This window comes from Variovorax sp. E3, from assembly GCF_016082275.1.
Classification (GTDB): Bacteria; Pseudomonadota; Gammaproteobacteria; order Burkholderiales; family Burkholderiaceae_C; genus Variovorax.
Window position 1 is genome coordinate 1 of record NZ_MOWM01000035.1, and the last position, 25,821, is coordinate 25,821.

General features: G+C 68.6%; 25 protein-coding genes and 3 pseudogenes. 16 read left to right on the plus strand and 12 right to left on the minus strand.

The annotated features are described in order from the left end of the window. Nucleotides 1–261: 261 nt before the first annotated feature. On the minus strand, nt 262–762 hold the full coding sequence (locus BMG07_RS14745; RefSeq protein ID WP_198085203.1) for a hypothetical protein: 501 nt from the start codon (nt 760–762) through the stop codon (nt 262–264). A 120-nt stretch (nt 763–882) separates the two neighbouring features. On the opposite strand from BMG07_RS14745, the gene BMG07_RS14750 reads away from it, so the two are divergent. After that, nucleotides 883–1,863: a LysR family transcriptional regulator gene (locus BMG07_RS14750; RefSeq protein WP_198085204.1), complete on the plus strand. Its 981-nt coding sequence runs from the start codon at nt 883–885 to the stop codon at nt 1,861–1,863. A 17-nt stretch (nt 1,864–1,880) separates the two neighbouring features. Here the strand turns inward: BMG07_RS14750 and BMG07_RS14755 are convergent, their stop codons facing one another. Beyond that, nucleotides 1,881–2,054 carry a hypothetical protein gene (locus BMG07_RS14755; protein WP_198085205.1) on the minus strand — a complete coding sequence of 58 codons (174 nt, stop codon included), beginning with the start codon at nt 2,052–2,054 and terminating at the stop codon, nt 1,881–1,883. 126 nt (nt 2,055–2,180) lie between these two features. Between BMG07_RS14755 and BMG07_RS14760 the strand changes: the two genes are divergently transcribed. Both BMG07_RS14760 and BMG07_RS14765 read left to right on the plus strand, forming a co-directional pair. Beyond that, nucleotides 2,181–2,987, plus strand: coding sequence for a metallophosphoesterase (locus BMG07_RS14760; protein WP_198085206.1), 807 nt, complete (start codon nt 2,181–2,183; stop codon nt 2,985–2,987). A gap of 108 nt (nt 2,988–3,095) precedes the next feature. Beyond that, nucleotides 3,096–4,604: an amidase gene (locus BMG07_RS14765; protein ID WP_269758977.1), complete on the plus strand. Its 1,509-nt coding sequence runs from the start codon at nt 3,096–3,098 to the stop codon at nt 4,602–4,604. A gap of 9 nt (nt 4,605–4,613) precedes the next feature. Here BMG07_RS14765 and BMG07_RS14770 read toward each other — a convergent pair whose 3' ends face one another. Next, the gene (locus BMG07_RS14770; RefSeq protein ID WP_198085207.1) at nt 4,614–5,234 is read right to left on the minus strand and encodes a TetR/AcrR family transcriptional regulator; all 621 of its coding nucleotides are present in this window, start codon (nt 5,232–5,234) and stop codon (nt 4,614–4,616) included. 95 nt (nt 5,235–5,329) lie between these two features. After that, a pseudogene (locus BMG07_RS14775) lies at nt 5,330–6,063 on the minus strand (GntR family transcriptional regulator). Nucleotides 6,064–6,325: 262 nt separating this feature from the next. Here BMG07_RS14775 and BMG07_RS14780 point away from each other — a divergent pair. The 8 genes and pseudogenes from BMG07_RS14780 (at nt 6,326) to BMG07_RS14815 (ending at nt 14,094) form a co-directional block, all read left to right on the plus strand. Next, entirely contained in the window at nt 6,326–7,660 is a 1,335-nt protein-coding gene (locus tag BMG07_RS14780) for an aromatic ring-hydroxylating dioxygenase subunit alpha (protein WP_198085208.1), read from the plus strand. Between the two features lie 7 nt (nt 7,661–7,667). Further along, complete coding sequence (locus tag BMG07_RS14785; protein ID WP_198085209.1) at nt 7,668–9,113, plus strand: glutamine synthetase family protein; 1,446 nt, start codon at nt 7,668–7,670, stop codon at nt 9,111–9,113. Nucleotides 9,114–9,133: 20 nt separating this feature from the next. After that, nucleotides 9,134–9,457: a 2Fe-2S iron-sulfur cluster-binding protein gene (locus tag BMG07_RS14790; protein ID WP_198085210.1), complete on the plus strand. Its 324-nt coding sequence runs from the start codon at nt 9,134–9,136 to the stop codon at nt 9,455–9,457. Nucleotides 9,458–9,561: 104 nt separating this feature from the next. Beyond that, a complete protein-coding gene (locus BMG07_RS14795; RefSeq protein ID WP_198085211.1) occupies nt 9,562–10,752 on the plus strand; it encodes an ABC transporter substrate-binding protein in 1,191 nt (396 codons plus the stop codon). Nucleotides 10,753–10,787: 35 nt separating this feature from the next. Next, a pseudogene (locus BMG07_RS14800) lies at nt 10,788–11,650 on the plus strand (branched-chain amino acid ABC transporter permease). Beyond that, nucleotides 11,647–12,615 carry a branched-chain amino acid ABC transporter permease gene (locus BMG07_RS14805; protein WP_198085212.1) on the plus strand — a complete coding sequence of 323 codons (969 nt, stop codon included), beginning with the start codon at nt 11,647–11,649 and terminating at the stop codon, nt 12,613–12,615. The pseudogene BMG07_RS14800 and the gene BMG07_RS14805 overlap by 4 nt, the downstream one beginning before the upstream one ends. Further along, nucleotides 12,612–13,379: an ABC transporter ATP-binding protein gene (locus BMG07_RS14810; RefSeq protein WP_198085213.1), complete on the plus strand. Its 768-nt coding sequence runs from the start codon at nt 12,612–12,614 to the stop codon at nt 13,377–13,379. The genes BMG07_RS14805 and BMG07_RS14810 overlap by 4 nt, the downstream gene beginning before the upstream one ends. After that, a complete protein-coding gene (locus BMG07_RS14815) occupies nt 13,372–14,094 on the plus strand; it encodes an ABC transporter ATP-binding protein (RefSeq protein WP_198085214.1) in 723 nt (240 codons plus the stop codon). Before BMG07_RS14810 ends, BMG07_RS14815 begins: the two co-directional genes overlap by 8 nt. A 25-nt stretch (nt 14,095–14,119) precedes the next feature. Here BMG07_RS14815 and BMG07_RS42150 read toward each other — a convergent pair whose 3' ends face one another. The 6 genes from BMG07_RS42150 to BMG07_RS14835 all read right to left on the minus strand — a co-directional run bounded on the left by BMG07_RS42150 (nt 14,120) and on the right by BMG07_RS14835 (nt 19,964). After that, nucleotides 14,120–14,254, minus strand: coding sequence for a hypothetical protein (locus BMG07_RS42150; RefSeq protein ID WP_269758978.1), 135 nt, complete (start codon nt 14,252–14,254; stop codon nt 14,120–14,122). Continuing rightward, nucleotides 14,251–15,279 carry an ABC transporter substrate-binding protein gene (locus BMG07_RS14820; protein ID WP_269758979.1) on the minus strand — a complete coding sequence of 343 codons (1,029 nt, stop codon included), beginning with the start codon at nt 15,277–15,279 and terminating at the stop codon, nt 14,251–14,253. Before BMG07_RS14820 ends, BMG07_RS42150 begins: the two co-directional genes overlap by 4 nt. A 103-nt stretch (nt 15,280–15,382) precedes the next feature. Beyond that, nucleotides 15,383–16,585 carry a cytochrome-c peroxidase gene (locus BMG07_RS14825; protein ID WP_374221279.1) on the minus strand — a complete coding sequence of 401 codons (1,203 nt, stop codon included), beginning with the start codon at nt 16,583–16,585 and terminating at the stop codon, nt 15,383–15,385. Next, the gene (locus BMG07_RS42155) at nt 16,579–16,725 is read right to left on the minus strand and encodes a hypothetical protein (protein WP_269758980.1); all 147 of its coding nucleotides are present in this window, start codon (nt 16,723–16,725) and stop codon (nt 16,579–16,581) included. Before BMG07_RS42155 ends, BMG07_RS14825 begins: the two co-directional genes overlap by 7 nt. After that, nucleotides 16,722–18,281, minus strand: coding sequence for a metallophosphoesterase (locus tag BMG07_RS14830; RefSeq protein WP_374221280.1), 1,560 nt, complete (start codon nt 18,279–18,281; stop codon nt 16,722–16,724). The genes BMG07_RS42155 and BMG07_RS14830 overlap by 4 nt, the downstream gene beginning before the upstream one ends. Before the next feature lie 96 nt (nt 18,282–18,377). Beyond that, nucleotides 18,378–19,964: a phospholipase D family protein gene (locus tag BMG07_RS14835; RefSeq protein WP_198085215.1), complete on the minus strand. Its 1,587-nt coding sequence runs from the start codon at nt 19,962–19,964 to the stop codon at nt 18,378–18,380. 74 nt (nt 19,965–20,038) lie between these two features. Between BMG07_RS14835 and BMG07_RS14840 the strand changes: the two genes are divergently transcribed. Beyond that, nucleotides 20,039–21,268 (plus strand): nucleoside recognition domain-containing protein, encoded by a 1,230-nt coding sequence (locus BMG07_RS14840; protein WP_198085216.1) that lies wholly within the window; start codon nt 20,039–20,041, stop codon nt 21,266–21,268. A gap of 6 nt (nt 21,269–21,274) precedes the next feature. Here BMG07_RS14840 and BMG07_RS42165 read toward each other — a convergent pair. Continuing rightward, nucleotides 21,275–23,250 (minus strand): annotated as a pseudogene (locus BMG07_RS42165) (alkyl/aryl-sulfatase). A gap of 73 nt (nt 23,251–23,323) precedes the next feature. Here BMG07_RS42165 and BMG07_RS14850 point away from each other — a divergent pair. Genes BMG07_RS14850 through BMG07_RS14860 form a run of 4 tightly spaced genes read left to right on the plus strand, consistent with a single transcriptional unit; the run spans nt 23,324 to nt 25,306 of the window. After that, a complete protein-coding gene (locus BMG07_RS14850; protein WP_269758982.1) occupies nt 23,324–24,004 on the plus strand; it encodes a LysR family transcriptional regulator in 681 nt (226 codons plus the stop codon). Beyond that, nucleotides 23,992–24,255 carry a hypothetical protein gene (locus BMG07_RS42170; protein WP_269758983.1) on the plus strand — a complete coding sequence of 88 codons (264 nt, stop codon included), beginning with the start codon at nt 23,992–23,994 and terminating at the stop codon, nt 24,253–24,255. The genes BMG07_RS14850 and BMG07_RS42170 overlap by 13 nt, the downstream gene beginning before the upstream one ends. 44 nt (nt 24,256–24,299) lie before the next feature. Then, on the plus strand, nt 24,300–24,809 hold the full coding sequence (locus BMG07_RS14855; RefSeq protein WP_198085217.1) for a flavin reductase family protein: 510 nt from the start codon (nt 24,300–24,302) through the stop codon (nt 24,807–24,809). After that, nucleotides 24,809–25,306 carry a BON domain-containing protein gene (locus BMG07_RS14860; protein WP_198085218.1) on the plus strand — a complete coding sequence of 166 codons (498 nt, stop codon included), beginning with the start codon at nt 24,809–24,811 and terminating at the stop codon, nt 25,304–25,306. The genes BMG07_RS14855 and BMG07_RS14860 overlap by 1 nt, the downstream gene beginning before the upstream one ends. Here BMG07_RS14860 and BMG07_RS14865 read toward each other — a convergent pair. Continuing rightward, nucleotides 25,303–25,635, minus strand: coding sequence for a multidrug efflux SMR transporter (locus BMG07_RS14865; RefSeq protein WP_198085219.1), 333 nt, complete (start codon nt 25,633–25,635; stop codon nt 25,303–25,305). The two genes, BMG07_RS14860 and BMG07_RS14865, sit on opposite strands and share 4 nt — an antisense overlap. Nucleotides 25,636–25,821 lie beyond the last annotated feature (186 nt).

The window sequence follows — 25,821 nt, forward strand, 5'->3', positions numbered from 1 at the left end:
AAACCCCGGAGAGCCTGATCGCTTGAAACACATGAATGCGTTGTCAGCCGAGCCTTCGATCATACAACGGTTTTTCTGACATCGTCAAACTCCCGTGACTTTTTTCACTTTGGCGCAGCGAGCCCCAGGGAACGACGTCGGCTTCTTATATAGAGCCGACTTGTCGACTCCCCTACTCCAGGCAAAGAGCTGTATGTACCTCTCACAAATGAGAAAGCCGCCCGAAGGCGGCTTTCTCATTCAGCAGATCGCTGCTCAGTCTTAGTAATAGCGCGAGCTGTTCGCGCGAGCCACCGCATCGATCTTGGCGGCTTCGGCGGCAGGCACGGCGCCTTCCGATTGCTGGCGCCACACGGCGGCTTGCAGTTCCTGCATCACGCGCGGATCGTTCTTGGCGGTTTCCAGGAAACGGGCATCGGCACGTGCCGCGGCACGGCGCTCTGAAGCAGCGCGCCAGAGGCCAGCCATGCCGGTCTTGCGGACCGAGCCGGCAAACACCGCGAACAAAGCGATCGCGGCAACACAGAACACGGTCCAGACAGCGAGCAGGCCGCCTTCGCTCCAGTTGGAGACGAGGACGTCGGTCACCACCAGCACGGCCGCCGCGATGGCGACGATCAGCAGGGCGACGATCAGCAGGGCGATGAGCGGACGGGCGCCGTTGGCGCCGGCGCGTGCGGCCTGGATCTGGCCGAACAGGACTTCGGCGCGACGCACGCCGGGGTGGACGGTAGGTTGGTCAACGTGAACGAAGCTGGTCATGATGTATCCCTCCTGGGATGTTGCTAACAGTGGTGGCGAACAAGGCCGATGCAGTGATATTAGGGCTTACCCTAGTGCGTTTCCACTTTATCTTTCTGATGTTTATCATTCACAGCACTGATGGACGTCAACTTTCGCACGCTCGACCTCAACTTGCTCCGCGTCTTCGACGAGGTGATGGCGGAGCGCAACCTCACGCGCGCCGCCCGCAACCTGTCGATCACCCAGCCGGCTGTGAGCAATGCGCTGCGGCGCCTGCGCGAGGTGCTGGGAGACGAGCTGGTGCGCCGCTCGGGCGCCGGCGTCGAACCCACGCCCCGGGCGCTGGCCCTCTGGCCGACCGTGCGCGACGCCCTGCGCCAGCTGCAGCACACGCTGGCCCCGGGCGAATTCGATGCCGCCACCGCCGACACCACCTTCCTGCTGGCCATGGCCGATGCCACCGCGGCCGAGCTCATTCCAGGCCTGGTGCAGATCGCTGAAAAGGAAGCGCCCGCCATCTCGCTGCGCGTGCTGCCGCTGACCACGCGCGACCCGCGCCGCATGCTCGAGCTCGAAGAGGTCGACATGGCGGTCGGCTATTTCCCGGCGGTGATCGCCAGCCTCGCGGCGCGCGGGCAGTCGGGCGTGGGGGTTGCGTTCGAGACCCAGCGGCTCTACCTGGGTCAATATGTGTGCGTGATGCGCAGGGGCCATCCGCTGGCGAATGCGCCGCTCACGCTCGACGACTACTGCGCGGCGCGGCACCTGCTGGTGAGCTTTTCGGGGCGGCCCTACGGCTTCATCGACCAGACGCTGGGCGCGCTGGGGCGCGAGCGGCGCATCGTGGTGACGGTGAACCAGTTCTTCACGGCGGGCCGGGTGGTCGCCAATTCAGACCTGCTGACCGTGCTGCCGCGCCACTTTGTAACAGTGACCGGCATCGACGACCAACTGGTGCTGCGCGACCTGCCCTTCGACCAGCCCCCGGTGCACGTCGACGCCATCTGGCACCGGCGCGCCCAGCACGGGCATTCTCATGAGTGGTTGCGCACGGCGCTGTTGCGCTCGGCAGCCGCGGCTTTCGCCGGATCGGTCCTCGGGCAGAAGGTGCCCGGCTGACCGAAGAAGCCCGCAGGTCAGCGAACGACGCTGAGGTACGCCGAGGCGGCGGCGCGCAGTTCCTGCGCGTGGTGGGCTCCGCGACCGGCGCGCATGTCGGCGCTTTCCATCAGCGCGGCGGCGTGGCTGGCCGGGGCATTGACGGTCGAGGAACGGAAGAAACGTGCCACTTGGGCGATGAGGCTGAACATGGTGTTGCGCGGCTTATGGCCGTGCTCTGAGTGGTTGATGTCCTTAGATTAAGGGTTTTCCCTAGGAAAGCAAGCCCGACCTTATGCACTTCGCGCATGGGGCAATTCACCTAGACTGGCCCGACGATGAAGCTGCAACTGTTGTCCGACCTCCATCTGGAGTCCCATCCCCGCTTCCAGGCCGAGCCCGTGCCGGGCGCCGACATGCTGATCCTGGCGGGCGACATCGGCTCCTACCAACAGGGCTCCCGCCTGACCGACACCGACTTCGGCCTGGGCCGGTTCTCGCCCCGCAACGGCTGGCCGACCCCCGTGGTCTACGTGCCGGGCAACCACGAGTACGACAACGTCGACTTCGACGAAACCCACGAGCGCCTGCGCACCCTCTGCGAAGAGCTCGACATTCTCTGGCTGGAGCGCGAAACCCGCGTCATCGACGGCATCCGCTTCATCGGCACCACCCTCTGGGCCGATTTCGACGCGCTGGCCGAGCCCACCGACGGCTTGGCCGAGGCGCTCAAGAAACGCGGCAAGGCCATGCGCGCGGCCGATTTCTACCTTGAAAAAGCGGCCACCATGCGTAACGGCGAACTCTTCCTCGCCGCGCAGCTGCGTGAGCAAGGGCTGGCCTGCCAGGCCTGGCTCGAGCAGGCACTGGCCGAGCCCTTCGACGGCACCACGGTGGCCATCACCCACTTCGCGCCCAGCCTGGACAGCGGCGATCCGCGCTACGGCCTGTCCCCGGGCACGGCCGGTTTCTGCAATGCGCTCGATGCGCTGCTTCCGCACGCCAAGCTGTGGCTGCACGGCCATCTGCACTGCCCGTCCGACTACGTGAAGAACGGCTGCCGCGTGGTGGCCAACCCGCTGGGCTACGCGCGCAACGGCGAGCAGGAAGGCTTCAAGCCCCACCTGCTGATCGAGGTGCACTGAAAAAGCACCACCCGCGCCGGCGTTACACAGTAACCGCCTGCAACGCGCCGGCCCCGCCCGCTGTGTAGACTGCCATGAGGCCCACCCATCCACCCGGAGGAGAGCGCCATGACGCAACAGCAACAACAACGTCGGACTTTCCTGCAACAGTCGGCCGGCGCCGCAGCCGCCACCGGCCTGCTCTCCTTCTGGCCCAGGGCGTTCGCGCAGACGCCAGCGCAAGCCCCCGACACCGGCGGCAAGGCCATGGGCCAGCTGTCGATCGTCGAGCTGTCGCGCCGCCTCGCGGCCAACTCGCTCAGCAGCAGCCAGCTGGTGGAAGAAGCACTCGCGGCCATCCAGAACCCCGCCGGTGAAGGCGTGCGCACCTTCATCCGCGTGCACGCCGACACGGCCCGCGCCACCGCCGCGCGGCTCGATGCCGACCGCAAGGCCGGCCGCCCGGCGGCCTCGCCGATCTCCGGCGTCCCGATCTCGCTGAAAGACCTGTTCGACGAAGCCGGCGTCACCACGCTCGGCGGCTCGACCGTGCTGGCCGGCCAGCCGCCGGCGGCGCGCGACGCCATCGTGGTCGAACGGCTGCGGCGCGCGGGCGCGATCATCATCGGGCGCTCCAACACGGTCGAGTTCGCCTACACGGGCCTGGGCATCAACCCCCACTACGGCACGCCGAAGAACGTGTTCGACCGCGCGACCGGCCGCATCCCGGGCGGCTCCACGTCCGGCGGCGCGATCTCCGTGGCCGACGGCATGGCCGCCGGCGCCATCGGCACCGACACCGGCGGCTCGCTGCGCATTCCCTCCGCGCTCAACGGGCTGGTGGGCTTCAAGCCGACGCAGCGGCGCATTCCGCTCGACGGCGTGCTGCCGCTGTCGACCTCCTTCGATTCGGCCGGCCCGATGGCCTGGACGGTGGAAGACTGCGCCCTGCTCGACGCCGTGCTGGCCGGCGAATTGCCGCGCCCGATCAGGGTGCCGCCGCTGCGCGGCCTGCGCTTTGCCGTGCCCAAGACCTTCTTCCAGGACGACCTGTCGCCGGCCGTGGCCACCGCCTTCGCCGCCGCGCTGTCCAAGCTGTCCGCCGCGGGCGCCACCATCACCGAGCTGCCGATGCTCGAGTTCGCGAAGGCGCCGACCATCAACCCGCGCGGCATGATCACCGCCGCCGAGGCCTTCACCTGGCACCGCGAGTTCATCAAGACCGGCGCCGCCAAGTACGACCCGCGCGTGCTGGCCCGCATCAAGACCGGCGAGACCATCACCGCGCCCGACTACCTGCAGCTGCAGGCGCTGCGCCGCCAGTTCATCCGCTCGATCAACACGGCCGCCGCCGGCTACGACGCGATGCTGATGCCGACCACGCCCGACACCGCACCGCCCATTGCCGAGGTGCTGAAGGACGACGACACCTACTACCGCATCAACGGCCGCATGCTGCGCAACCCCTCGGTGGTGAACCTGTTCGACGGCTGCGCGCTCTCGGTGCCCTGCCACGAGGCGGGCAGCGCGCCGGTCGGGCTGATGATTGCCGGCATCGGCAACACCGACCACCGCTTGCTGGCGGTCGGTTGGGCGGTCGAGGCCGTGGTGACGCCCCGGCGCGTGCTCAACAGCTGAGCCGCCGGGTCAGCGCGAGGCGATGCCCTCGAAGCAGGTCGCGAGCACCAGCTCGACGATCTGCTCGTCGGTCTGCAGCCCGCCGGCCTTGAGGAAACCCAGCACCGGATCACAGGCGCGCGCGAACAGCGTGTAGAGCACGGCAATGGCCGGCAGCTTCGGGTTTAGCGAGCCGTCGGCCTGCGCCGCCTGGATCCACGCGCCGAGCTGGTCGCTGATGGTCACCAGCCGGTCGAGGTAGGCGCGGTTGTTCATCAGCGCGGCGCGCAGCGTGGAGTTCTGGTGCGGCAGCGACGGCATCTCGCCGGCCAGTTGCACCTGCATCGACCAGCGCACCACGGCGCGCAGCTTGGCAATGGGCTTGTCTTCGGCCGGCACCGACGCCAGAAAATCCAGCGTGCGCTGCATGATGCGCACCATCGCGGCGGCGGCCAGGTCTTCCTTGCTGGGAAAGTGCTTGTAGAGGCTGGCCTTGGCAATGCCCACCGCGGCCGCCACCTCGTCGACCGTCATCGACTCGAAGCCCTTTTCGGCCAGCAGCCGGTTCGCGGTCTGCACGATGGCCTCTTCGCGGGCCTGGAGCATCTGCTCCTTGAACGAGGTCTTCTTGGCGGGGGAAACGGCATTCATGCCGGAAATTCTAGTCTTGGGCGTCGTCAACCAGACGGCATGCTCGCCGAAATACCGCTCGGTCTTTTACAGACTGAGCAGTTCGACAAAATCGTTCAGGCGCTGCGCCCCTTGGAAACGAGGCGAATCCCCGGCATCAGCTCGGCCGCCAGCTCGGGCCGCTCCAGCGCGTAGTCGAGGTTCATGCGCGCGATCTCGACGTGCTCCTCGCCCAGCGCCTGCGCGCGCGAGCCCTGCCCGCGCTCGATGGCCTGCACCATCGCGTGGTGCGTGCGGTGCGCCTGGCGCATCCACTGCTGGCCCTCTTCCATCGACGACTGCATCGGCAGCATCGCGCTCGGCGCGGCGAATGGCTGGCCACCCAGCATGTCCATCACGCGCTTGAGCGCGAGGTTGCCGCAGCCTTCGAGGATCAGCTTGTGGAAGCGGTCGTTCATTTCGACGTAGGCCGCGTAGTCGTCGATTTCCATGCTGGGTTTGTTCACCGCGCGGTCGCCGGCGTCCAGGCAGTCCTTCAGGTCGCGCAGCAGCTGGCGCGGCGCGCCGTCCTCGGCCAGCAGGCGGGCGGCAAAGCCTTCGATCACGCCGCGCACGCGAATGGCGTCGGCCACTTCCTGCGAGGTGAAGCGGCGCATCTGGTAGCCGCCCGAGGGCGACTGCTCGATCAGCCTTCGTGCTCCAGGCTGGCCAGCGCCAGCCGCACCGGGGTGCGCGAAGCCTCGAGCTTCTCGGCCAGCGGGATCTCGGCCAGCCGCTCTCCGGGCACGAATTCGCCCTTGAGAATCATGTCGCGCAGCTGCACGAGCACGCGGGATTGTTGGGAGTCCATCGGCGAATTCTAGGAGACGCGCCCGCCATTGCACGCAGCATATTTATGCTGGCTCGCTTGTTGCATGCACTTCGTGTAATCAAGTGTCAAAAACCGACGTTACGCTCAGCGTTAACCCTGATTTTTGGCATTCCATGCCCCATTACAGGGCGAATCAGCAGATGAAAGTTTGACCTGGGCCGAGGATCACCAAGACAATGCATACAGTTGCATGCAATGCCTGCAAGCCTCAGTCCACAGAACCCACGATGGAGCCCGCACGATGATCAGCGCCGAGCAAAACGATTTCATCACCCGCGTCGGTCCCGGCGCGCCCGCCGGCAAGCTGCTGCGCCGCTACTGGCAACCGGTGGCCCTGGCCGACGAACTGGCGGGCCCGCGCCCGGTCAAGCCGGTGAAGCTCATGGGGCAGGACTTCGTCCTGTTCCGTGACGAGAACGGCCAGCTCGGCATGCTCGACCGCGACTGCCCGCACCGCGGCGCCGACCTCGCCTTCGGCCGGCTCGAGAACGGCGGCATCCGCTGCGCCTTCCACGGCTGGCTGTTCGACGCCAAGGGCAACTGCCTGGAAACCCCGGCCGAGCCGCCCACCAGCAAGCTGTGCAGCCGCATCAAGCAGTCGGCCTACCCGGTGGTCGAGAAGGCCGGCACCATCTTCGCGTACATCGGCGAGGGCGAGCCCCCCGCCTTCCCCGACTTCGACTGCTTCGTCGCGCCCGACAGCCACACCTTCGCGTTCAAGGGCCTGTTCGAGTGCAACTGGCTGCAGGCGCTCGAAGTGGGCATCGACCCGGCGCACGCCTCGTACCTGCACCGCTTCTTCGAGGACGAAGACACCTCCGAGAGCTACGGCAAGCAGTTCCGCGGCGCCTCGGCCGACTCCGACATGCCCATCACCAAGGTGCTGCGCGAGTACGACCGCCCCGACATCAGCGTGGAGCCCACCGACTACGGCTTCCGCCTGAAGGCCCTGCGCAAGCTGAGCGAAGACACCACCCACGTGCGCGTGACCAACGTGGTGTTCCCGCAGGCCTTCGTGATCCCCATGAGCGCCGAGATGACCATCTCGCAGTGGCACGTGCCGGTCGACGACACGCACTGCTACTGGTATGCCGTGTTCACCAGCTTCACCGGCCCGGTCGACAAGCAGCAGATGCGCGACCAGCGCCTGAAGCTCTACGAGCTGCCCGACTACACCTCGCGCAAGAACAAGCGCAACAACTACGGCTACAGCATCGAGGAACAGGCCACCGAGACCTACACCGGCATGGGCGACGACATCAACGTGCACGACCAGTGGGCGGTGGAGTCGCAGGGCGCCATTCAAGACCGCACGCGCGAGCACCTGGGCAGCACCGACAAGGGCATCATTGCCTACCGCCGCGTGCTGGTGAAGGCCATCGAGGCCACGCTCGCCGGCGAGACCGCGCCGATGCTCATCGACGCCGCGCAGGCCAGCGCCATGACCGGCCCGCCGTCCATCGACGGCATCGGGCGCAACGTCAGCGACGAGGCCGCCACCGAGGCCTACTGGCAGGACGCCGACCGCGCGCGCCGCCTGAAGTCGGACTGGGCCTGCGCACGCCTGGCTGCCTGAGTACGCCATGAGCAGCCACACATTCGTCGACCGTTTCGGCCTCTGGTCGGACGACCAGCACGCGCAGGCCAGGGAACTGGTGCGCCGCATCGACAGCGGCGAGGTCGACCTCGTGCGCTTCGCCTGGCCCGACCAGCACGGCATCCTGCGCGGCAAGACGCTGGTGGCCGGCGAGGCGCGCTCGGCCCTGTGGGAGGGCGTGAACCTCACGTCCACCCTGCTGGCCAAGGACACCTCGCACAAGACCGTGTTCCCGGTGTTCACGCAAGGCGGCGGCTTTGCCATCGAAGGCCTGCAGGGCGGCGCCGACTTCACCGTGGTGGCCGACCCCGCCACCTTCAAGGTACTGCCGTGGTCGCCGCGCACCGGCTGGATCCTGTGCGACGCCTACATGGCCGACGGCAAGCCCTGCCCCTTCGCCACGCGGCAGATCCTGCAGCGCGCGGTGCGCCAGCTCGACGAACTCGGGCTGGACTTCATCGCCGGCCTCGAGGTGGAGTTCCATGTCTTCAAGCTCGACGACGCGCGCATGGGCCTGGCCGATTCGGGCCAGCCCGGCGAGCCGCCGCGCGTGTCGCTGCTGTCGCACGGCCACCAGTACCTGACCGAGCTGCGCTACGACCGCGTCGACGGCCTGATGGAACTGCTGCGCTCGAACCTCATCGCGCTCGGCCTGCCGCTGCGCTCGCTCGAGATCGAGTTCGGCCCGAGCCAGTTCGAGCTGACCTTCGGCCCCACCGCCGGCGTCATGCCCGCCGACACCATGGTGCTGCTGCGCAGCGCCATCAAGCAGATCTGCCAGCGCGCCGGGCTGCATGCCACCTTCATGTGCCGACCGAAGATCCCGAACGTGATGTCCAGCGGCTGGCACCTGCACCAGTCGCTGCGCCGCAAGAGCGACGGCGTGAACGCGTTCATGCCCGAAGTCGAGGGCCAGACCCTGAGCGAGATCGGCATGCACTACCTCGGCGGCCTGAAGGCGCACGCCTGCGGCGCGGCCGCGCTCGCGAGCCCCACCATCAACGGCTACCGGCGCTACCGCCCCTTCTCGCTCGCGCCCGACCGCGCGATCTGGGCGCGCGACAACCGCGGCGCGATGCTGCGCGTGCTCGGCGGCGTGGGGCAGAACGCCTCGCGCATCGAGAACCGCGTGGGCGAGCCCACGGCCAACCCGTACCTGTACCTCGCGTCGCAGCTGTTCTCGGGCCTGGACGGCATCCGCCACAAGACCGACCCCGGCCCCTCGGCCGACGCGCCGTACGAAACGCCGGCCGAGCAGCTGCCGCGCTCCCTGAGCGATGCGCTGGCCTGCCTGCGCCGCGACGAGATGCTCAACGCGCAGATGGGCAAGACCTTCGTCGACTACCTCTGCCACATCAAGGAAGCGGAAATCGCCCGCTTCAACCTCGAAGTCAGCGAGTGGGAACACCGCGAGTACTTCGACATGTTCTGACCGAGCCCCCAAGAACAACAATGCCCACGATCCACTACATCCTCAAGGACGGCACCACGCGCGACGTCGACGCCAAGGTCGGCGCCAGCGTGATGGAAACCGCCATTCGCGGCAACGTGCGCGGCATCGACGCCGAGTGCGGCGGCTGCTGCTCCTGCGCCACCTGCCACGTCTACGTGGACGACGCCTTCATCGACCTGCTGCCGCCGCCCGACGACATGGAGAGCGCGCTGCTCGACGCCGTCGCCTCCGAGCGCAAGCCCGGCTCCCGCCTGAGCTGCCAGCTGAACATCACCGCGGCCTTCGATGGCCTCACGGTGCGCGTGCCCGATACCCAGATCTGACGCGCGGCTCGGGCATCATCGCTCGCGTTGCACATCCGGTTACACGACAGCGGCGCCCGCGCGGCGCATCCATTCCACCTGAAAGGCCTTTCCAAATGACGCCCATGACGATCACCAAGAGAACCCTCCTGTCGACCCTGTTGCTGGCCGGCTTCGGCCTGCTGGGCGCCACGGCCCAGGCCGCCGACGAGCCGCTGCGCATCGGCCTCATTGCCACCTACTCGGGCCCCTACGCCGACTACGGCCGCCAGTTCGACGCCGGCATCGCGCTGTACCTGAAAGAGCACGGCGGCAAGGTCGGCGGGCGCACCGTCGAGATCATCAAGAAAGACACCGCCGGCCCCGCGCCCGACGCCGCCAAGCGCATCGCGCAGGAACTGATCGTGCGCGACAAGGTGAACGTGCTCACCGGCCTGGACTTCAGCCCCAACGCCTACGCCGTGGGCGCCATCGCCACGCAGGCCAAGATCCCGACCATCGTGATGAACGCCGCCTCCTCGGCCATCACCACCAGCTCGCCCTACGTGGCCCGCCTGTCGTTCACCGTGCAGCAGGTGACCGACCCGATGGCGCGCTACATGCTCAAGGAAGGCATCAAGGACGCCTACACCGTGGTCGCCGACTACGCCTCGGGCGTCGACGCCGAAACCGCCTTCAAGAAGACCTTCACCGCCGGCGGCGGCAAGGTGTCGGGCGAAGTGCGCACGCCGATGAACAACCCCGACTTCTCGGCCTACGTGCAGCGCATCAAGGACGCCAAGCCCCAGGCCGTGTTCTTCTTCTTCCCCTCGGGCGTGATGCCGCCGGCCTTCCTGAAGGTCTGGAAGGAACGCGGCATGGAGCAGGCGGGCATCAAGCTCTACGCCACCGGCGAAGCCACCGACGACAGCTACCTGGACGCCACCGGCGACGTGGCGCTGGGCCTCGTGACCAGCCACCACTATTCGTTCGCGCACCCCTCGCCCAAGAACCAGAAGTTCGTGAAGGATTTCGCCGCCGACAACGGCGCCAAGCTGCGCCCCAGCTACTTCGCCGTGACCGCCTACGACGCCATGGCCGCCATCGACCTCGCGCTGGCCAAGACCAAGGGCGACACCGCCGGCGACAAGTTCATGGACGCGCTCAAGGGCCTGAGCTTCGAGAGCCCGCGCGGCCCGATCGAGATCGACCCGGTCACGCGCGACATCGTGCAGACCGTCTACATCCGCAAGACCGAGCGCGTGAACGGCCAGCTGGTGAACGTCGAGTTCGACAAGTTCGACCGCGTCAAGGACCCGGCGAAGGAAGCCAAGTAAGCATCGGCAGCGACGACGACGACAACAGGAAAGTCATGGGCATCGTGATCTTCGACGGAGTGGCCTACGGCATGCTCCTGTTCCTCATCGGCGTGGGCCTGTCCATCACGATGGGGCTCATGAATTTCGTCAACCTCGCGCACGGCAGTTTCGCGATGGTGGGCGGCTACGTGGCCGCCGTGCTGATGAACACTTCGGGCTCGGCTTCGGGCTCTCGATGGCGGCCGCCTTCGTGGCGGCGGCCGTGGTGGGCGCGGTGCTGGAGTTCGTGTTCTACCGCCGGCTGTACCGCGCGCACCCGCTCGACCAGGTGCTGCTGTCGATCGGCGTGGTGTTCGTGTCGATCGCCGCGTTCACGTATTTCTTCGGCCCGACGATGCAGCCCTTCACGCTGCCGCCGGCGCTCGACGGCCAGGTGTCGTTGCTGGGCGGCCTCGAAGTGGGCCGCTACCGCCTGTTCCTGATCGTCTGCGGCGTGGCGGTGCTGGTCGCGCTGCTGCTGGGCCTGGGCAAGACGCGCTACGGCGCGATGGTGCGCGCGGCGGTGGACAACCAGCGCGTGGCGGGCGGCACCGGCATCAACGTGCAGCGTCTGTTCTTCTTGACCTTCTCGCTGGGCTGCGGCCTGGCGGGCCTGGGCGGCGCGCTGAGCCTGGGCATGCTGGGGCTGGAGCCGTCGTTCCCGCTCAAGTACCTCGTCTACTTCTTGATGGTGGTGTGCGTGGGCGGCGCGGGCACCGTGACTGGCCCGTTCATCGCGGCCTTGCTCGTCGGCATCGTCGACGTGGCGGGCAAGTACTACCTGCCCGAGGCAGGCGCCTTTCTGATCTACGTCTTCATGATCGTCATGCTGCTGGTGCGGCCCAACGGCATCGTCGCCAAGAAGGGGCTCGCATGAAAGCCTTCACCGCCTCTCCCGCGCAGCTGCGCGCCGCGGAAGCCGTCTTCTGGGTCGCGCTCGCGTCCAGCTTCTTCCTGCTGCCCGACAAGCTCACGCTGATGAGCCAGGTCATGATCTTCGGCCTGTTCGCGGTGTCGCTCGACATGGCGCTGGGCTACGCGGGCATCCTGACCGTGGGCCATGCCGCCTTCTTCGGCGCGGGTGCCTACGCGGCCGGCCTGCTCGCCAAGTACGGCTGGAGCGAGCCCTTCACCGGCCTCTTGTTCGCGCTCGCCGTGTGCGGCGTGCTCGGCTACGTGCTGAGCTACCTCGTCGTGCGCGGCGCCGACCTCACGCGGCTCATGATCACCATCGGCGTGTGCGTGCTGCTGTTCGAAATCGCCAACCGGCTTTCGGGCATCACCGGCGGCACCGACGGCCTGCAGGGCGTGGTCATCGCGCCCGTGCTCGGCTTCTTCGACTTCGACCTCTACGGCAAGACCGCCTTCTGCTATGCCTTCGGTGTGGTGCTGGCGATGTTCCTGCTGGTGCGGCTGGTGCTGCGCTCGCCCTTCGGCCTGGCGCTGCGCGGCATCCACGACAGCCGCAAGCGCATGCTCGCCATCGGCTCGCCGGTGGAAGCGCGGCTGCGCATGGCCTATGCCTTCTCGGCCGCCGTGGCCGGCGTGGCGGGCGCGCTGCTGGCGCAGACCACGCAGTTCGTCGGCATCGAGTCGATCGGTTTCAACCGCTCGGCCGAAGTGCTCATCATCCTCGTGCTCGGGGGCACCGGGCGCCTGTACGGCGGCATGATCGGCGCCATCGTCTACATGCTGGTGCACGACTGGTTCGCGGACATGAATCCGCAGTACTGGATGTTCTGGCTCGGCATCTTCCTGATCGCGGCCGTCATGCTCGGGCGCGGCGGCATCATGGGGGCGCTGTCGCGCTTCGTTCGCACGTCGGCGGGGAAGGCGCGATGAGCTCGGGCACCACCCACACCTTGCGCACCCGGAACCTGGGCATCCGCTTCGGCGCGTTCCAGGCCGTGAGCGAAGTGAATCTCTCGCTCGAGCCCGGCGCGCGGCAGGCGCTGATCGGCCCCAACGGCGCCGGCAAGACCACGCTCATCAACCTGCTCACGGGCGTGTTCAAGCCCACCAGCGGCACGATCCACATGGGCGATCGCGAGCTCACGCGGCTGTCCTGCGACAAGCGCGCGCGCCTGGGCCTGGCGCGCACCTTCCAGATCAACACGCTGTTCCCCAGCCTCACGCCGCTGCTGTCGGTGGTGCTGGCGATCAGCGAGCGCGAAGGGCTGGGCGCCACCTGGTGGCGGCCGCTGAAGGGCTGCACGGCCGTGTTCGACGAGGCGCATGCGCTGCTGGGCGCGCTCAAGCTCGACAGCCTGGCCGACGTGCCCGTGGCCGAGCTGGCCTACGGCAAGCAGCGCCTGCTCGAGATTGCGCTGGCGCTGGCGGCCAAGCCCCGCATCCTGCTGCTCGACGAGCCCGCCGCCGGTGTGCCCGAGGACGAGAGCGGCGAGCTGTTCGAGGCCATCGCGGCGTTGCCGCAAGACATCAGCGTGCTGTTCATCGAGCACGACATGAAGCTCGTCTTCCGCTTTTCGCGCCGCATCTCGGTGCTGGTCGGCGGACGCATCCTCACCGAGGGCACGCCCTCGGAAATCGGCGCCGACCCGCGCGTGCGCGAGGTCTACCTGGGAAGTTCGCACCACCATGCCTGAAGCACTCGCCTTCGACCGTGTCACCGCCGGCTACGGCAACGCGGTCGTGCTCGACCGACTCGACTTTTCGCTGCAGCAGGGCGAGAGCCTGGCCATCCTCGGGCGCAACGGCGTGGGCAAGACCACGCTGCTGGAAACGCTGATGGGCAACACCCGCGTGATGCAGGGCGCGATCCGCTGGCAGGGCGTGGACATCACGCGCTGGCCGTCGCACCAGCGCGTGCGCGCGGGGCTGGGCTGGGTGCCGCAGGAGCGCGAGGTGTTCCCCTCGCTCACGGTGGAAGAAAACCTCACGGTGATCTCGCGGCTCGGCGGCTGGAACCTGAAGCGCGTCTACGACTTCTTTCCGCGCCTGCGCGAACGGCGCGGCAACTACGGCAACCAGCTCTCGGGCGGCGAACAGCAGATGCTGGCCATCGGCCGCGCGCTGATGACCAACCCCAAGCTGCTGCTGCTCGACGAGCCGATGGAGGGCCTGGCGCCGATCATCGTGGAAGAGCTGGCCGCCGCCATTCGCCGGCTGTGCGAGTCGGAAGGGCTGGCGTCGATCGTGGTGGAGCAGCACCCGGTGCTGGCGCTGGAGATGACGCACAAGGCCATCGTGCTGGAGCGCGGAACGGTGGTGCACACCGGCCCGAGCGCGGCGCTTGCGGCCGACAAGGGCCTGCTCGAAGGCCTGCTCGGCGTGGGCATCGCTGAAGACGAAGCCGCCTGACGGCAGGCCGCCGCCCGCCGCAGGGTCAGCTCAGCATCTGCCCGCGGCTGCCGATCACGGCCACGTCCACGAACTGGCCGCCTTCGCGGTTGGTGCGGCCGTAGTTGATCTTCACCCCGCCCAGGTCGAAGTTCTCGATGCTCGCCAGGCCCGACATCACCGCGCGCGCGTCAGCGAGCCGCCGGCGCGGCGCATGCCCTCGGCCAGCACGGCCGCGTTCATGTAGCCCTCCAGGCTCGTGAGCGAGAACTCCTTGACGCCGTTGGCCACCATGTCGGCCTGGTAGCGGCGCACGATCTCGTACTTGGTCGAGTACGGCGACGGCACCACGATCACGAAGCCCAGGCCGCGCGCCAGGTCGCCCATGGCCGCGAGCGCGCTGGCCGTGATCGACAGGCCGTAGGCCGAGCTGCTGTTGCCCGCTTCGCGCAGTGCCTTCAGGAACACCGGCGCCGTGCCGGCCAGGCCGACCACGATCACCTGCGGCTTGGCCTTGGCGATGGCGGCGGCGGCGGGGCCGACTTCCATGCTGGTGGTGTTGGGCGTGGTGGCAATCACCGCCGGCTCCAGCTTGGCCTTGGCCAGCGCGTTCTTGAACGCGGCCAGCACCGACTGGCCCAGCGGGTCTTCCGAATGCACGAGGCCGATGCGGCTCTGGCCCAGCACGGCGGCCGTGCTCACGAGCTTCTCGACTTCCTGGTCGTAGTTGGCGCGCACCCAGAAGGTGTTGGGCGAGGCCTTCTTGCGCAGCGAGATGGTGCCGGTGATGGGGCCGACCACGGCCATGCCGGGCACCGCGTCCATCACCTCGGCCGTCTGGCGCGTGCCCAGCGGGTGCACCAGCGCGAGCACCGAGCTGTCCTTTTCGAAAGCCAGCGCGTTGGCCTTGGCCACGTCGGGCTTGAAGGTGTCGTCGGCCATCACCAGCTCGACCTTGGTGCCGTTGATGCCGCCCGCCTTGTTCAGCGCATTGAAGAACGCGCTCGACCCCTGGTAGAGCCCCTGCCCGTTGGCCTTCTCGACACTGCTGTTGTCGAAGGTGGTCCCGACGCGAACCGCCCGGGTCTGTGCGAGCGCCGGAAATCCCAGGCCCGCGGCGGCGGCGGTTGCGGCCAGTCCGGTCAGCGCACGGCGACGGCTGGTGGAAAGCGGCGCAATCGACTCGCGCGGCACGGGAACGGTCATGTCGAGGTCTCCAGAGGGCGTTTGCAGTGACAAAAGTTCACATTTCTACTAGAAATGTAACGCACCTGTCCTCCCGGCAGATGACATCGGGCGACAACGGCCGCTACTTCGCCGTCGGCTTCGGCATGGCCGCCACATACGGCGCGTCGGTCAGGGTGCCCAGGAACGCGCTGATCTCGTCGATCTCCGTGTCGGTCAGCGCGGGCGGCAGGCCCGGGCGGCGGTTCATCGGCGTGGAGTTGACGTTGATGTTGTCGCCGAAGGCCGCCGGCACGTCGTCGAAGGTCGGCTTGCCGTGGTACCACCTGGCGGGGTCGGTCGAGCGCGTGGCGTAGAAGGCGACCGCGTCGCGCAGCGTGGTGAACACGCCGTTGTGCATGAAGCTCTGGCGCACCGCCACGTTGCGCAGCCCCGGCGTGCGGAAGTAGCCGCACCACTGGTTCGGCTCGGGCCAGCGCAGCCGCGCGGCCGTGCGGCACAGGCCGTTGTCGAAGTAGCGGCGGTTGCGGTTGGCGGGCAGCGACAGGTTGCGCGGCACGGCGATGGCGTCGTAGCCGAAGTCGGTGAACAGCGAGCGCTCGGGCCGGCTCGCGGTGTCCGAGATGGTGTGGCACGACATGCAGTTGCCCTTGTCCGGGTTCTTGAACAGCGCCAGGCCGCGCATCTCGGTCGGGCTCAGCGGCGCGCGCTTGCGCAGGTAGTCGTCGAAGCGCGAGCTGAAGGGCGCCATCTCGTCGCTCTGCAGGTACGCCTGCAGCGCCAGGCCGATGCCCTGCACCGCGCGCTGCGGGTCTTGCAGCACCTTCGCGCCGAAGGCCAGCGACATCGCGGGCGCGAGGTCGGTGCCGCGCAGCTTGCGCAGCAGGCTGCGCGGCGAGGCGTTGTTCATCTCGTCGGGATCGAACAGCGGCCCGCGCGCCTGCTCGGCCAGCGTGTCGGCGCGGCCGTCGGCGAACAGGCCGCCGAACGGCGAGGCGAAAGGCGCATCGTCGTCCTGGTAGAAATGGCGCCGCGGCACGTAGCGCACGTACAGCAGCGACGGCGCGGTGCGCGCGCTGAAGTGGCCGGGGCGGCTGCCCTGCGGCGTGCGCGGCCCGGCCAGCGACGGCGCGTTCAGCGTCGAGGTGAAGGCGCGCACCGGGTCGTGGCAGCCGGCGCACGACAGGCCCTGCGGCTGCGACAAGCGCGTGTCGAAGAAGATGCGCTTGCCCAGTGCGGCCAGCGTCGGGTCGGGCCGGAACGTGGCGAGCGTCGCGTCGACGCGCTCGGTGAGCTTGGGCGTGGCGCCGATGTGCTCGATCACCACGCTCGGGGGCCGCCGGGGTTGATCTGCGCGGTGCGCGCATCGGGCGCGGCCAGGGTGCCGCCGACCCAGCCCGCGCAGGCCGCCGCCAGCACGAGGCCTGCGCCCAGCAGGCCGCGGCGCCTCGCGCGCGCCGTCGTCACGGCGTGAGCAGGCCGGTCTTGTCGCAAGCCAGCGTCCTGCCCGTCTGCGCGCAGGTGGCGAGCAGCTTGCCGGCCACCGTGTAGGCCTTGAAGTTCCAGCCCACGCCGGGCGCGGCCTTGCGCTCCATCAGCATGAAGCCGAAGCTGTTGTTGTGCGTGATGCGGTCGATGGTCACGCCCGGCGCGGGCGTGGCACCGGCCGGCAGCGGGTCGGGCAGCGCCACGTCGAGGTTGTCGCCGCCGTTGCCGGTCACGAGCGTGGCGGGGTGGTCGGTGGAGAAGTTCAGCGCCTGGAAGTCATGCACGTGGCCATGCAGCGCCACCTGCACGCCGGCCGGGTAGTAGGCCGTGGGGTTGATGCTGTTCATCACCGATTGCAGCGCGAGGTTGCCCGGCGCCGGGTTCTTGCCGGCGATCGGCGCGAAGGCCAGGATCGGATGGTGGTTGGTGAACATCGTGGTGGTCATGCCGGGCTTGGCGGCCAGCGTGCTCACCGCCTGGAACTGCTTCTGGTAGGCGATGAACTGCGGATCGTTCGTGGCCAGCGCCACCTTGCCGGCCTTGGCCGAGTCGAACACGATGACCTGCGAGCCCGTGCCCAGCGCCACGGCATACGGGTCGGCGTAGTTGCCGCTGTCGTCGTTGGCGGGGTCGTTGCACGAGCGCTTGTCGGTGTACGGACGCGGATCGAGAAAGCGCGCCCAGCCCTGGCCGGCGCGCGCGCATTCCTCGTGGTTGCCGCGCACCAGCACCCAGGGCGCCTTGGCGAGCAGCGGTGCGGCGGGCGCGAAGAAATCGGCCTGCCAGGTGTCCCAGCCGTAGCCCCAGGGGCTGCCCTTGCAGCCTGCGATGTCGCCGGGGCAGGCGTTTTCGCGGTAGTGGTAGTCGCCGATGTGCAGCACCAGGTCGGGGTTGAAGCCCGCGCCCGTGGCGGCGATCGGCGCGAACGGCCACACGCCGGTGTCGTTGCAGGGCTGGAAGGCGTTGTCGGCCTTCTTCATGCGGCAGCCGGTGTCGGCCAGCACGAGCACGCGCTGCGGCTCGGCCTTGGGCAGCGGCAGCACGCGGCTGCCGATGGCGGCCTGCGTCGCGCCGGCGGGCAAGGTCGCCTCGCAGGTCGACACCGGGAAGGCGGAAGGCTTCGAATCCACCGGGTCGCTGGCCGTGGGACGCAGGGCCATGGTGCCGGCGCCGATGCGCAACTTCATGCGCGTGGCCTTGCCGTCCACCGTCAGTTGCGGGCACATGGCATTGGCGTCGGCCGTGATGGCGGCGGCCGGCGCGGTGTAGCTGGTGATGACGCGCGCGATCGCCGCGTTGTTGTCGCCGATCTCGACCCAGGTGGCCTGCAGGTTGGTGTCCACGGTGGCGGCATCGGGCGGCGGCGGCGCGGGCGCCGGTGCAGGCGGCGGCCCGAGAACGACCGTCTGCGGGTCGCTGCCGCCATTGCAGGCCTGCAGCAAGGTGGCGGCGGCGACCACAAGGCCGGCGAGAACGGCAAGCCGCGGCCCCCGCGAGTCGGAAAAGGCGCGCGGCAAGGCGGGCATGGCGTGCATGAAGGAACCCTCTGTTTGTTATGCGTCGTGGGACGACGCAATCTAGAGGGCCAATGTGCAAACCGTATTACACGGCGGTGACGGCCGGGGGCGCTGCTACAGCAGTTCCTCGCCCACGATGGGCAGCAGCAGCCAGTTCTTGAAGCGCAGCCAGAGAAACTCGCCGGGCTCGTCTTCATGCACGATGTCGCCGCCCGCGTCGTCGTACTCCAGCCACTGCACGCGCCGGCCGTCGGGGCCCAGGCGCAGGCGGTAGCCGAGGTTGATGCGCTCGCCGCTCATGAGCTTGTCGTAGTCCTTCACCAGCTCGGGGCTGTCGATGACCAGGCCCATCTCGGTGTTGACCGCGGCCGAGCGGTGGTCGAGGTTCATCGAGCCGACGAAGAAGCGCTCGTCGTCCACCACCGCGAGCTTGGCGTGCAGCCGGCTGATCGACTTGCCGAAGTCGCCGAAGCGCCCCGAACGCCCGGTGAGCGTGGGCGCGATCTCGTAGATGGTGACGCCGACCTTCAGCATGTCGGCGCGGTAGCGCTCGTAGCCCGCGTAGGCCAGCGGCTCGTCGGTGGCGCCCAGCGAATTGGTGATCACCGTGATGCGCCCGCCGCGCTCGATGGCCTTCTTCATCATCGCCATGCCGTGCGCGCCCGGAATGAAATACGGCGAGCCGATCTTCACCTCGCGCCTGGCCGAGTTGATGACGCTCAGCGCGCCCTCGGTCACGCTGCCGACGTAGGCCGCGTCGGGCTTGCGCGTGATCTTCTCGGGGTCGTCCACGAACAGCGTCGAGGGCGCCCAGTAGCGCTCCACATCGCCGGCAATGAGCTGTTGCCCCACCGGCGACTTGTTGAGCACGTCGCGCTGGTGCATGGCCACGTCGGGCACCGCCGTGCGCGCGATGGCGTCGAAGCGCTTCTGCGCTTCTTCCACCGGCAGGCGCAGCGGCGCGACCTGCTCGATGGGGCGCACGTGCTCGCTGTTCCAGTAGCGGTCGAAGCCCTCGGACATCTGGCGCACCACCGGGCCGCTGGACAGCACGTCCATGTCGATGAAGTTCGCCGCCGTGCTGCGCATGAAGTATTCGTTGGCGATGTTGCGGCCGCCCGACACCGCGAAGCTGTTGTCGGCCACCAGCAGCTTGTTGTGCATGCGGTGGTTGATGCGCCCGAAGTCGGTCAGCGACATCAGCAGCCGCGTCGACAGCGAATTGGCGCGCGAGGGCAGCGGGTTGAACAGCCGCACCTCGATGTTCGGGAACGCCGACAGCGTGCTGAACACCTCGTCCTCGCCCGCCGTGTACAGGTCGTCCACCAGCAGGCGCACGCGCACGCCCCGCGCGGCCGCCTCGCGCAGTTCCTTGAGGAACAGCAGGCCGACGTCGTCCTTCTGGATCAGGTAGTACTGCACGTCGAGCGACTTCTCGGCGTGCCGCGCGAGCGAGATGCGCGCGTCGAATGCAAAGGCCGCCTCCGGCAGCAGCCGGAACCCCGACAGCGACGTGGAACCGCCCGGCGTGCCCTTGGCCGCGAGCTGGCCCAGCTCGGTCTGCGACACCTGCGCGGCCGGGAAGGCGGTGACCACGGGCATCGGCTTGCCCGGCGGCAGGCTCACGCAACCGGCGAGCCAGAACGAGGCGGCGCCCAGTGCCAGGGCGGCAAGTCGGCGAAGGGTGATGGCGGCGCGCATGGCCCGAACTGTAGCTCGCGGCGGCGGCGAATGCGCGGCCTATGATCCGCGCACCAAAAAGGAAAAAAAGAAACGTGCTCAACGGCTTGTGGCTGGGTTTCTTCGGGGTGGCGGCGCTGGCCGCGCTGGGGCGCTGGCTCGTCGGCGGCGACCCGGGTGTTTTCGCGGCCATCGTCGAGAGCCTGTTCACCATGGCGCGGCTGGCGGTCGAGGTGATGGTGCTGCTGTTCGGCACGCTCACGCTGTGGCTGGGCTTTCTGCGCATCGCCGAGGCGGCCGGGCTGGTCGGCTGGCTCGCGCGCATGCTGGGGCCGCTGTTCCGGCGCCTGATGCCGGGCGTGCCGGCCGGGCACCCGGCGCTCGGCCTCATCACCATGAACTTCGCGGCCAACGCGCTGGGGCTGGACAACGCCGCCACGCCCATCGGCCTGAAGGCGATGCGCGAGCTGCAGCGCCTGAACCCCGACCCGCTGACGGCCACCAACGCGCAGATCCTGTTCCTGGTGCTGAACGCCTCGTCGCTGACCCTGCTGCCGGTGACGATCTTCATGTACCGCGCGCAACAGGGCGCGGGCGACCCGACGATGGTGTTCCTGCCGATCCTGCTGGCCACCAGCGCCTCGACCCTGGTCGGGCTGCTGACGGTGGCGGCGGTGCAGCGCCTGCGGCTGTGGGACCCGGTGGTGCTGGCCTACCTGGTGCCCGGCGCGCTGCTGCTGGGCGGCTTCATGGCGCTGCTGGGCACGCTGTCGGCGGCGGCCATTGCGTCGCTGTCGTCGCTGCTGGGCAACCTCACGCTGTTCGGCGTGATCGTCGGGTTCCTGCTGGCCGGGGCCATCCGGCGCATCAAGGTCTACGAGTGCTTCATCGAAGGCGCCAAGGAAGGCTTCGACATCGCGAAGAACCTGCTGCCGTACCTGGTGGCCATGCTGTGCGCCATCGGCGTGCTGCGCGCCTCGGGCGCGCTCGACTTCGCGTTGAACGGCCTGCACTGGCTGGTGAGCGCGGGCGGCTTCGACGCGCGCTTCGTCGACGCGATGCCCACGGCGCTGGTCAAGCCCTTTTCAGGCAGCGCGGCGCGCGCGATGCTGATCGAGACCATGAAGACGCAGGGCGTCGACAGCTTCCCCGCGCTGGTGGCAGCGACCATCCAGGGCAGCACCGAGACCACCTTCTACGTGCTGGCCGTGTACTTCGGCGCCGTGGGCATCCAGCGCGCGCGGCATACGGTGCCTTGCGCGCTGCTGGCCGAGCTGGCGGGCGTTGTCGCGGCGGTCGCGGTCTGCTATTGGTTCTTCGGGTGAGCTTTTCTACCGGCGCGGCTCGACCACGGGAAACATGGGCTCGAAGGTATCGAGCATCGACATCAGCTGCGCCAACTTCGCGCGATCGCCGTCGATCTTCACCTTGCCCGTCAACACCGCCGCGGGGAAGCTCGTCTCCTTCAAGGTGACCGCGTCGAGCGTGGCCCGGCTCAATGTCACCGTGGCGTCGGCGCCCGGCTGCTGGCCCGCGATATGGGTCAGCGCCGAGTTCTCCAGCGTCAGCACGAACTGCTGGTTCGAATCGGTGAAGTTCCAGTTGATGACCAGCTTCTTGCCTTCGGCCTTGGCCGCGTCGAGCCGCACCCCGAGGAAATCGAAGAACAGGTCGTTGCTCACCGCCTTCAACGTGTCGGCATTGGCGCTGCCGCCGGCCGGAATCTTCGGCACGCCGCCGCGCAGCTCCATCGCGCCCACCAGGTAGGCACTGCGCCAGGTACCCGCCTCCGACTGGTAGCCCATCTGCTCCAGCGCATCGGCGCCCAGCTCGCGGGCCGCGCGGTTCGACGGGTCGGCGAACACCACCTGGCTCATCGCGCTCGCGACCCAGCGGAACTCGCCTTTCCTGAAGTCTTCGCGCGCACGGGCCAGCACCGCGTCGGCGCCGCCCATGTACTCGACGGTTTTTTGCGCGTAGGCCACCGGCGGCAGCGGGTTCAGGTTGGCGGGGTTGGCGTCGTACCAGCCAGGTACTTCTGGTAGACGGCCTTGGCGTTGTGACGCAGCGTGCCGTAGTAGCCGCGCGCCGACCACTCCCGCGCCAGGCTCGCGGGCATGCGCAGCGTCTCCGCGATGTCGGCGGCGGTGTAGCCCTGGTTCAACAGGCGCAGCGACTGGTCGTTGATGAACTTGTACATGTCGCGCTGCTTCTTCAGCAGGTCGACGATGCGGTCCGGCCCGAAGGTGGGCCAGTGGTGCTGCGCGATCAGCACGTCGGCCTTGTCGCCGAAGGCCACGCGCGCCTCGTCGATGTACTTCGACCACAGGTTGCCGTCGCGCACCTCGGCGCCCCGGATCGTGTACAGGTTGTGCATGGTGTGCGTCACGTCCTCCGCCATGTTCAGCACGCGGAACTGCGGCAGGTACATGAGCATTTCCGAAGGCGCCTCGGAGCCCGGCACCAGGTGGAACACGAACTGCACGCCGTCGATGGTGCGTTCGTCGCTCGGCTTGTCGATGGTGGCCGTGGGCGCGATCAACGAGACGGTGCCGTGCGCCAGCGCCTTGCCCAACCCCGTGTCGACCTGCCCGCGCGCGCCCGGCGGCAGCAGCGATCCGAACTGGTACTGCGCACGCCGGCTCATCGCGTTGCCCGCGAGGATGTTCTCGGCCACCGCCGTTTCCATGAAGCCCGCGGGTGCCAGCACCTGCGCCTTGCCGGCCTTCACGTCGGCCTCGTCGACCACGCCCCTCACGCCGCCGAAGTGGTCGACGTGGCCGTGCGTGTAGATCACCGTGCCGACCGGCTTGCGCGGCCGGTGCCGGTAGTAGAGGTCGAGCGCGGCGCGCGCGGTCTCGGCGGACAGCAGCGGATCGATGACGATCAGCGTGGTGTCGCCTTCGACGATGGTCATGTTCGCCAGGTCGAAGCCGCGCACCTGGTAGACGCGGTCCGTCACCTGGAACAGCCCGTGAATGGCGTTGAGCTGCGCCTGCCGCCACAGGCTGGGATTGACGGTGTCGGCCGGCGCGTCGGCCTTGAGGAAATCGTAGAGCTTCATGCTCCACACCGGGCGCGCGCCGGTGCCGGGCACCAGCGCGTCGGGCACCGTGGCGACGAAGCCGCGCAGGGCGTCGTCGAAATCGCGGCGGTCCGCGAAGGGCAGCGTCTTCGCCATCTCGGCGTTGGCCTGCAGCGTGGAAGGCTCGGGCGCCTTGGGGCCGGTCTGCGCGGAGGTCGACGGGGCGCCCAACGCACAGGCCAGTGCAACGAGCGCGGCGGAGAAGGAACAGGAAGGGGTCATGCGGCGATTCTCCGAAGCGGCCGAATCCTTGGCAAATGCAAAATATGAACTCCCTTTTTACCCAGAACGCAAAATGCAGCTGCGCCAGCTCCAGCATCTCGTCGCGCTTGCGGACCAGGGCAGCTTCGGCCGCGCCGCCCAGGCTTGCCACCTGTCGCAGCCGGCCCTCTCGCGCAGCATCGACAACCTCGAAGAGGGCTTGCAGGCGCGGCTGATCGACCGCGCCTACGGCACCGTCCGCTTCACCCAGGCCGGCGAGCTGGTGCTGGCGCGCGCCCGCGAGCTGCTGGCCGACGCCAGGCAGATCGAGCGCGACGTGCTGCAGCTCGAGGGCCTGGCCATCGGCAGCCTCGCGGTCGGCCTCGGCCCCTTCGCCGCCGGCACGCTGGGGCGCATGGCGCTGTCGCTCATGACCCAGCGCCACCCGAAGCTGCAGATGCGCATGGAGGTGGCCGATACCGCCGCCCTGTGCGAGCGCCTGCACCGCCGCCAGCTCGACCTGTTCATCGCCGACACGCGCGACCTGAAGAAGCAGCCCGGCCTGAAGCTGGCGCGACTGCCCAACATGCCGGTGTCGTTCTTCGTGCGGCCGAAGCATCCGCTGCTCAAGCTCAAGCAGCAGCCGACGATCGAGAAGCTCATGGACTACCCCGTGGCCGGCCCGCGACTGCGGCCGAGGTGGCCGCGCAGTTCGACCGGCACGCCCGGCGCGGCAACGGCGGCAACGGCGGAGACCGCCCCGTGTTCAACCTGACCTGCGACGACGCGGGCACGCTGCGGCACCTGGCGCTCACGGCCCACGCGGTGATCCTCGCGCCGCTGGCGCCCGTGCCGGGCCACGAGACCGGCGCGCTGGTGCCGTTGCCGGTGGCCGGCCTTGCGCGCATGCAAACGCATTACAGCCTCGTGACGCTCGCGGGGCGTACCCTCTCGCCTGCGGCCACCGCCTATTCCCGGTTGGTGACCGAGTTGATGAGCCCCGCCAAGCAGCCCCCCGGTCGCTGAGCCAAAATGGCCTTCTGCCCTCCAAGCCCTTGCCGCCTTTTTCAGTGACCACTCCCCGACGGGCCCAGCCGCCCTCTTTTTCGCCCGACGAATTTCGTGATGCGCTCGGCATGTTCGCCACCGGCGTCACCATCGTCACCGCCCGCGCGGCCGACGGCACGCTGGTCGGCCTCACGGCCAACTCCTTCAACTCCGTCTCGCTCGCGCCGCCGCTGGTGCTGTGGAGCCTGGCGCGCGCGGCCGGCTCGATGCCCGCGCTCAGCGCCGGCTCGCACTACACCGTCAACATCCTGGCGGCCAGCCAGAAATCATTGGCCGAGCGCTTCGCCACCAAGAACATCGACCGCTGGGCCGACGTGGCCTTCACCGAAGGCCTGGGCGGCGCGCCCGTGCTGGCCGGCGCGGCCGCGAGCTTCGAGTGCTTCAACCGCAGCCGCTACGACGAAGGCGACCACGTGATCTTCGTGGGCGAGGTGGAGCGCTGCACGCACGACGCGGGCGCCTCGCCGCTGCTGTTCCACGGCGGGCGCTTCTACACCGAACACCCCTTGTGATGCACCGCCCTGCGCTCCTGTCCGTCCTGTTGCTCGCCGCGCAGACCGGCATGGCGCAGGAGGCGGGCGGACCGCTCAAGCAGAACTGGTTCGACGACCCGTTCTTCCAGGTCGCGGCGGGCCTGCCGGCCTGCCCCATGCCCGAGGGCCCGTTCTACACCGCCGAGGAGCGCCGCGTGCAGACCCATTCGCGGCTGGAGCGCGGCACCAGCTGCTGGCTGGCCGGCAAGTGCACCGACAGCAACGCCTACCGCTACGACAAGCCCCTGGCGCCCAAGGTGCGCGCCGCGCTGCAGGCGGTGCCGGGCGTGAACAAGGGCAGCGTGTGGGTGATGATCCAGCGGCGCTGGGTGTACCTGCAGGGCTGCGTGCCCAATGCCGCGCTGGCGAAGAAGCTGGAGCGCGCGGCCCGCGCCCTGCCCGACGTCGAGACCGTGGTGCCCGACCTGATGGTGGGCACGCGGGGCAAGCCGGGTTACCCGGTGGCCGATCGCTAGCGCGCGTCGAGGTTGAGCACCACGACCCCGATCACGATCATCGCGATGCCCGCCGTGCGCAGGAGCGTCGTCGATTCACCGAACCAGACCATGCCCAGTGCTGCAATCAATGCGGCGCCGCTGCCCGCCCACACCGCGTAGGCCAGCCCCACTTCCAGGTGCCTGACGGCGACCGACATCAGCCAGATGGCGGCGGCATAGGAAACGCCGACGACCAGCGACGGAACAGGGCGGGTGAATCCGTCCGCATGGCGAAGCGCGATCGTCCCGATGACTTCCGCCGCCACGCTGGCCGCGAGCAACAGCCAGGAAAAGGTTTGTGGGCCCACTGAATACCTCTGCCGCTCGGCACCTATACCGGGTGCTGAGCCGTGCGAGGGAAAGCGGTACCCTGAACGAAGGATCGAATGTTAGCGCAGCGTCGCGTCCCGCTGCCGCCGCGGAACGACCCTGCGCAGAAAACACCCGGGCGCGATACGATCATCAGATGAATTGCGCGGCCCCTTCTTCCGCCG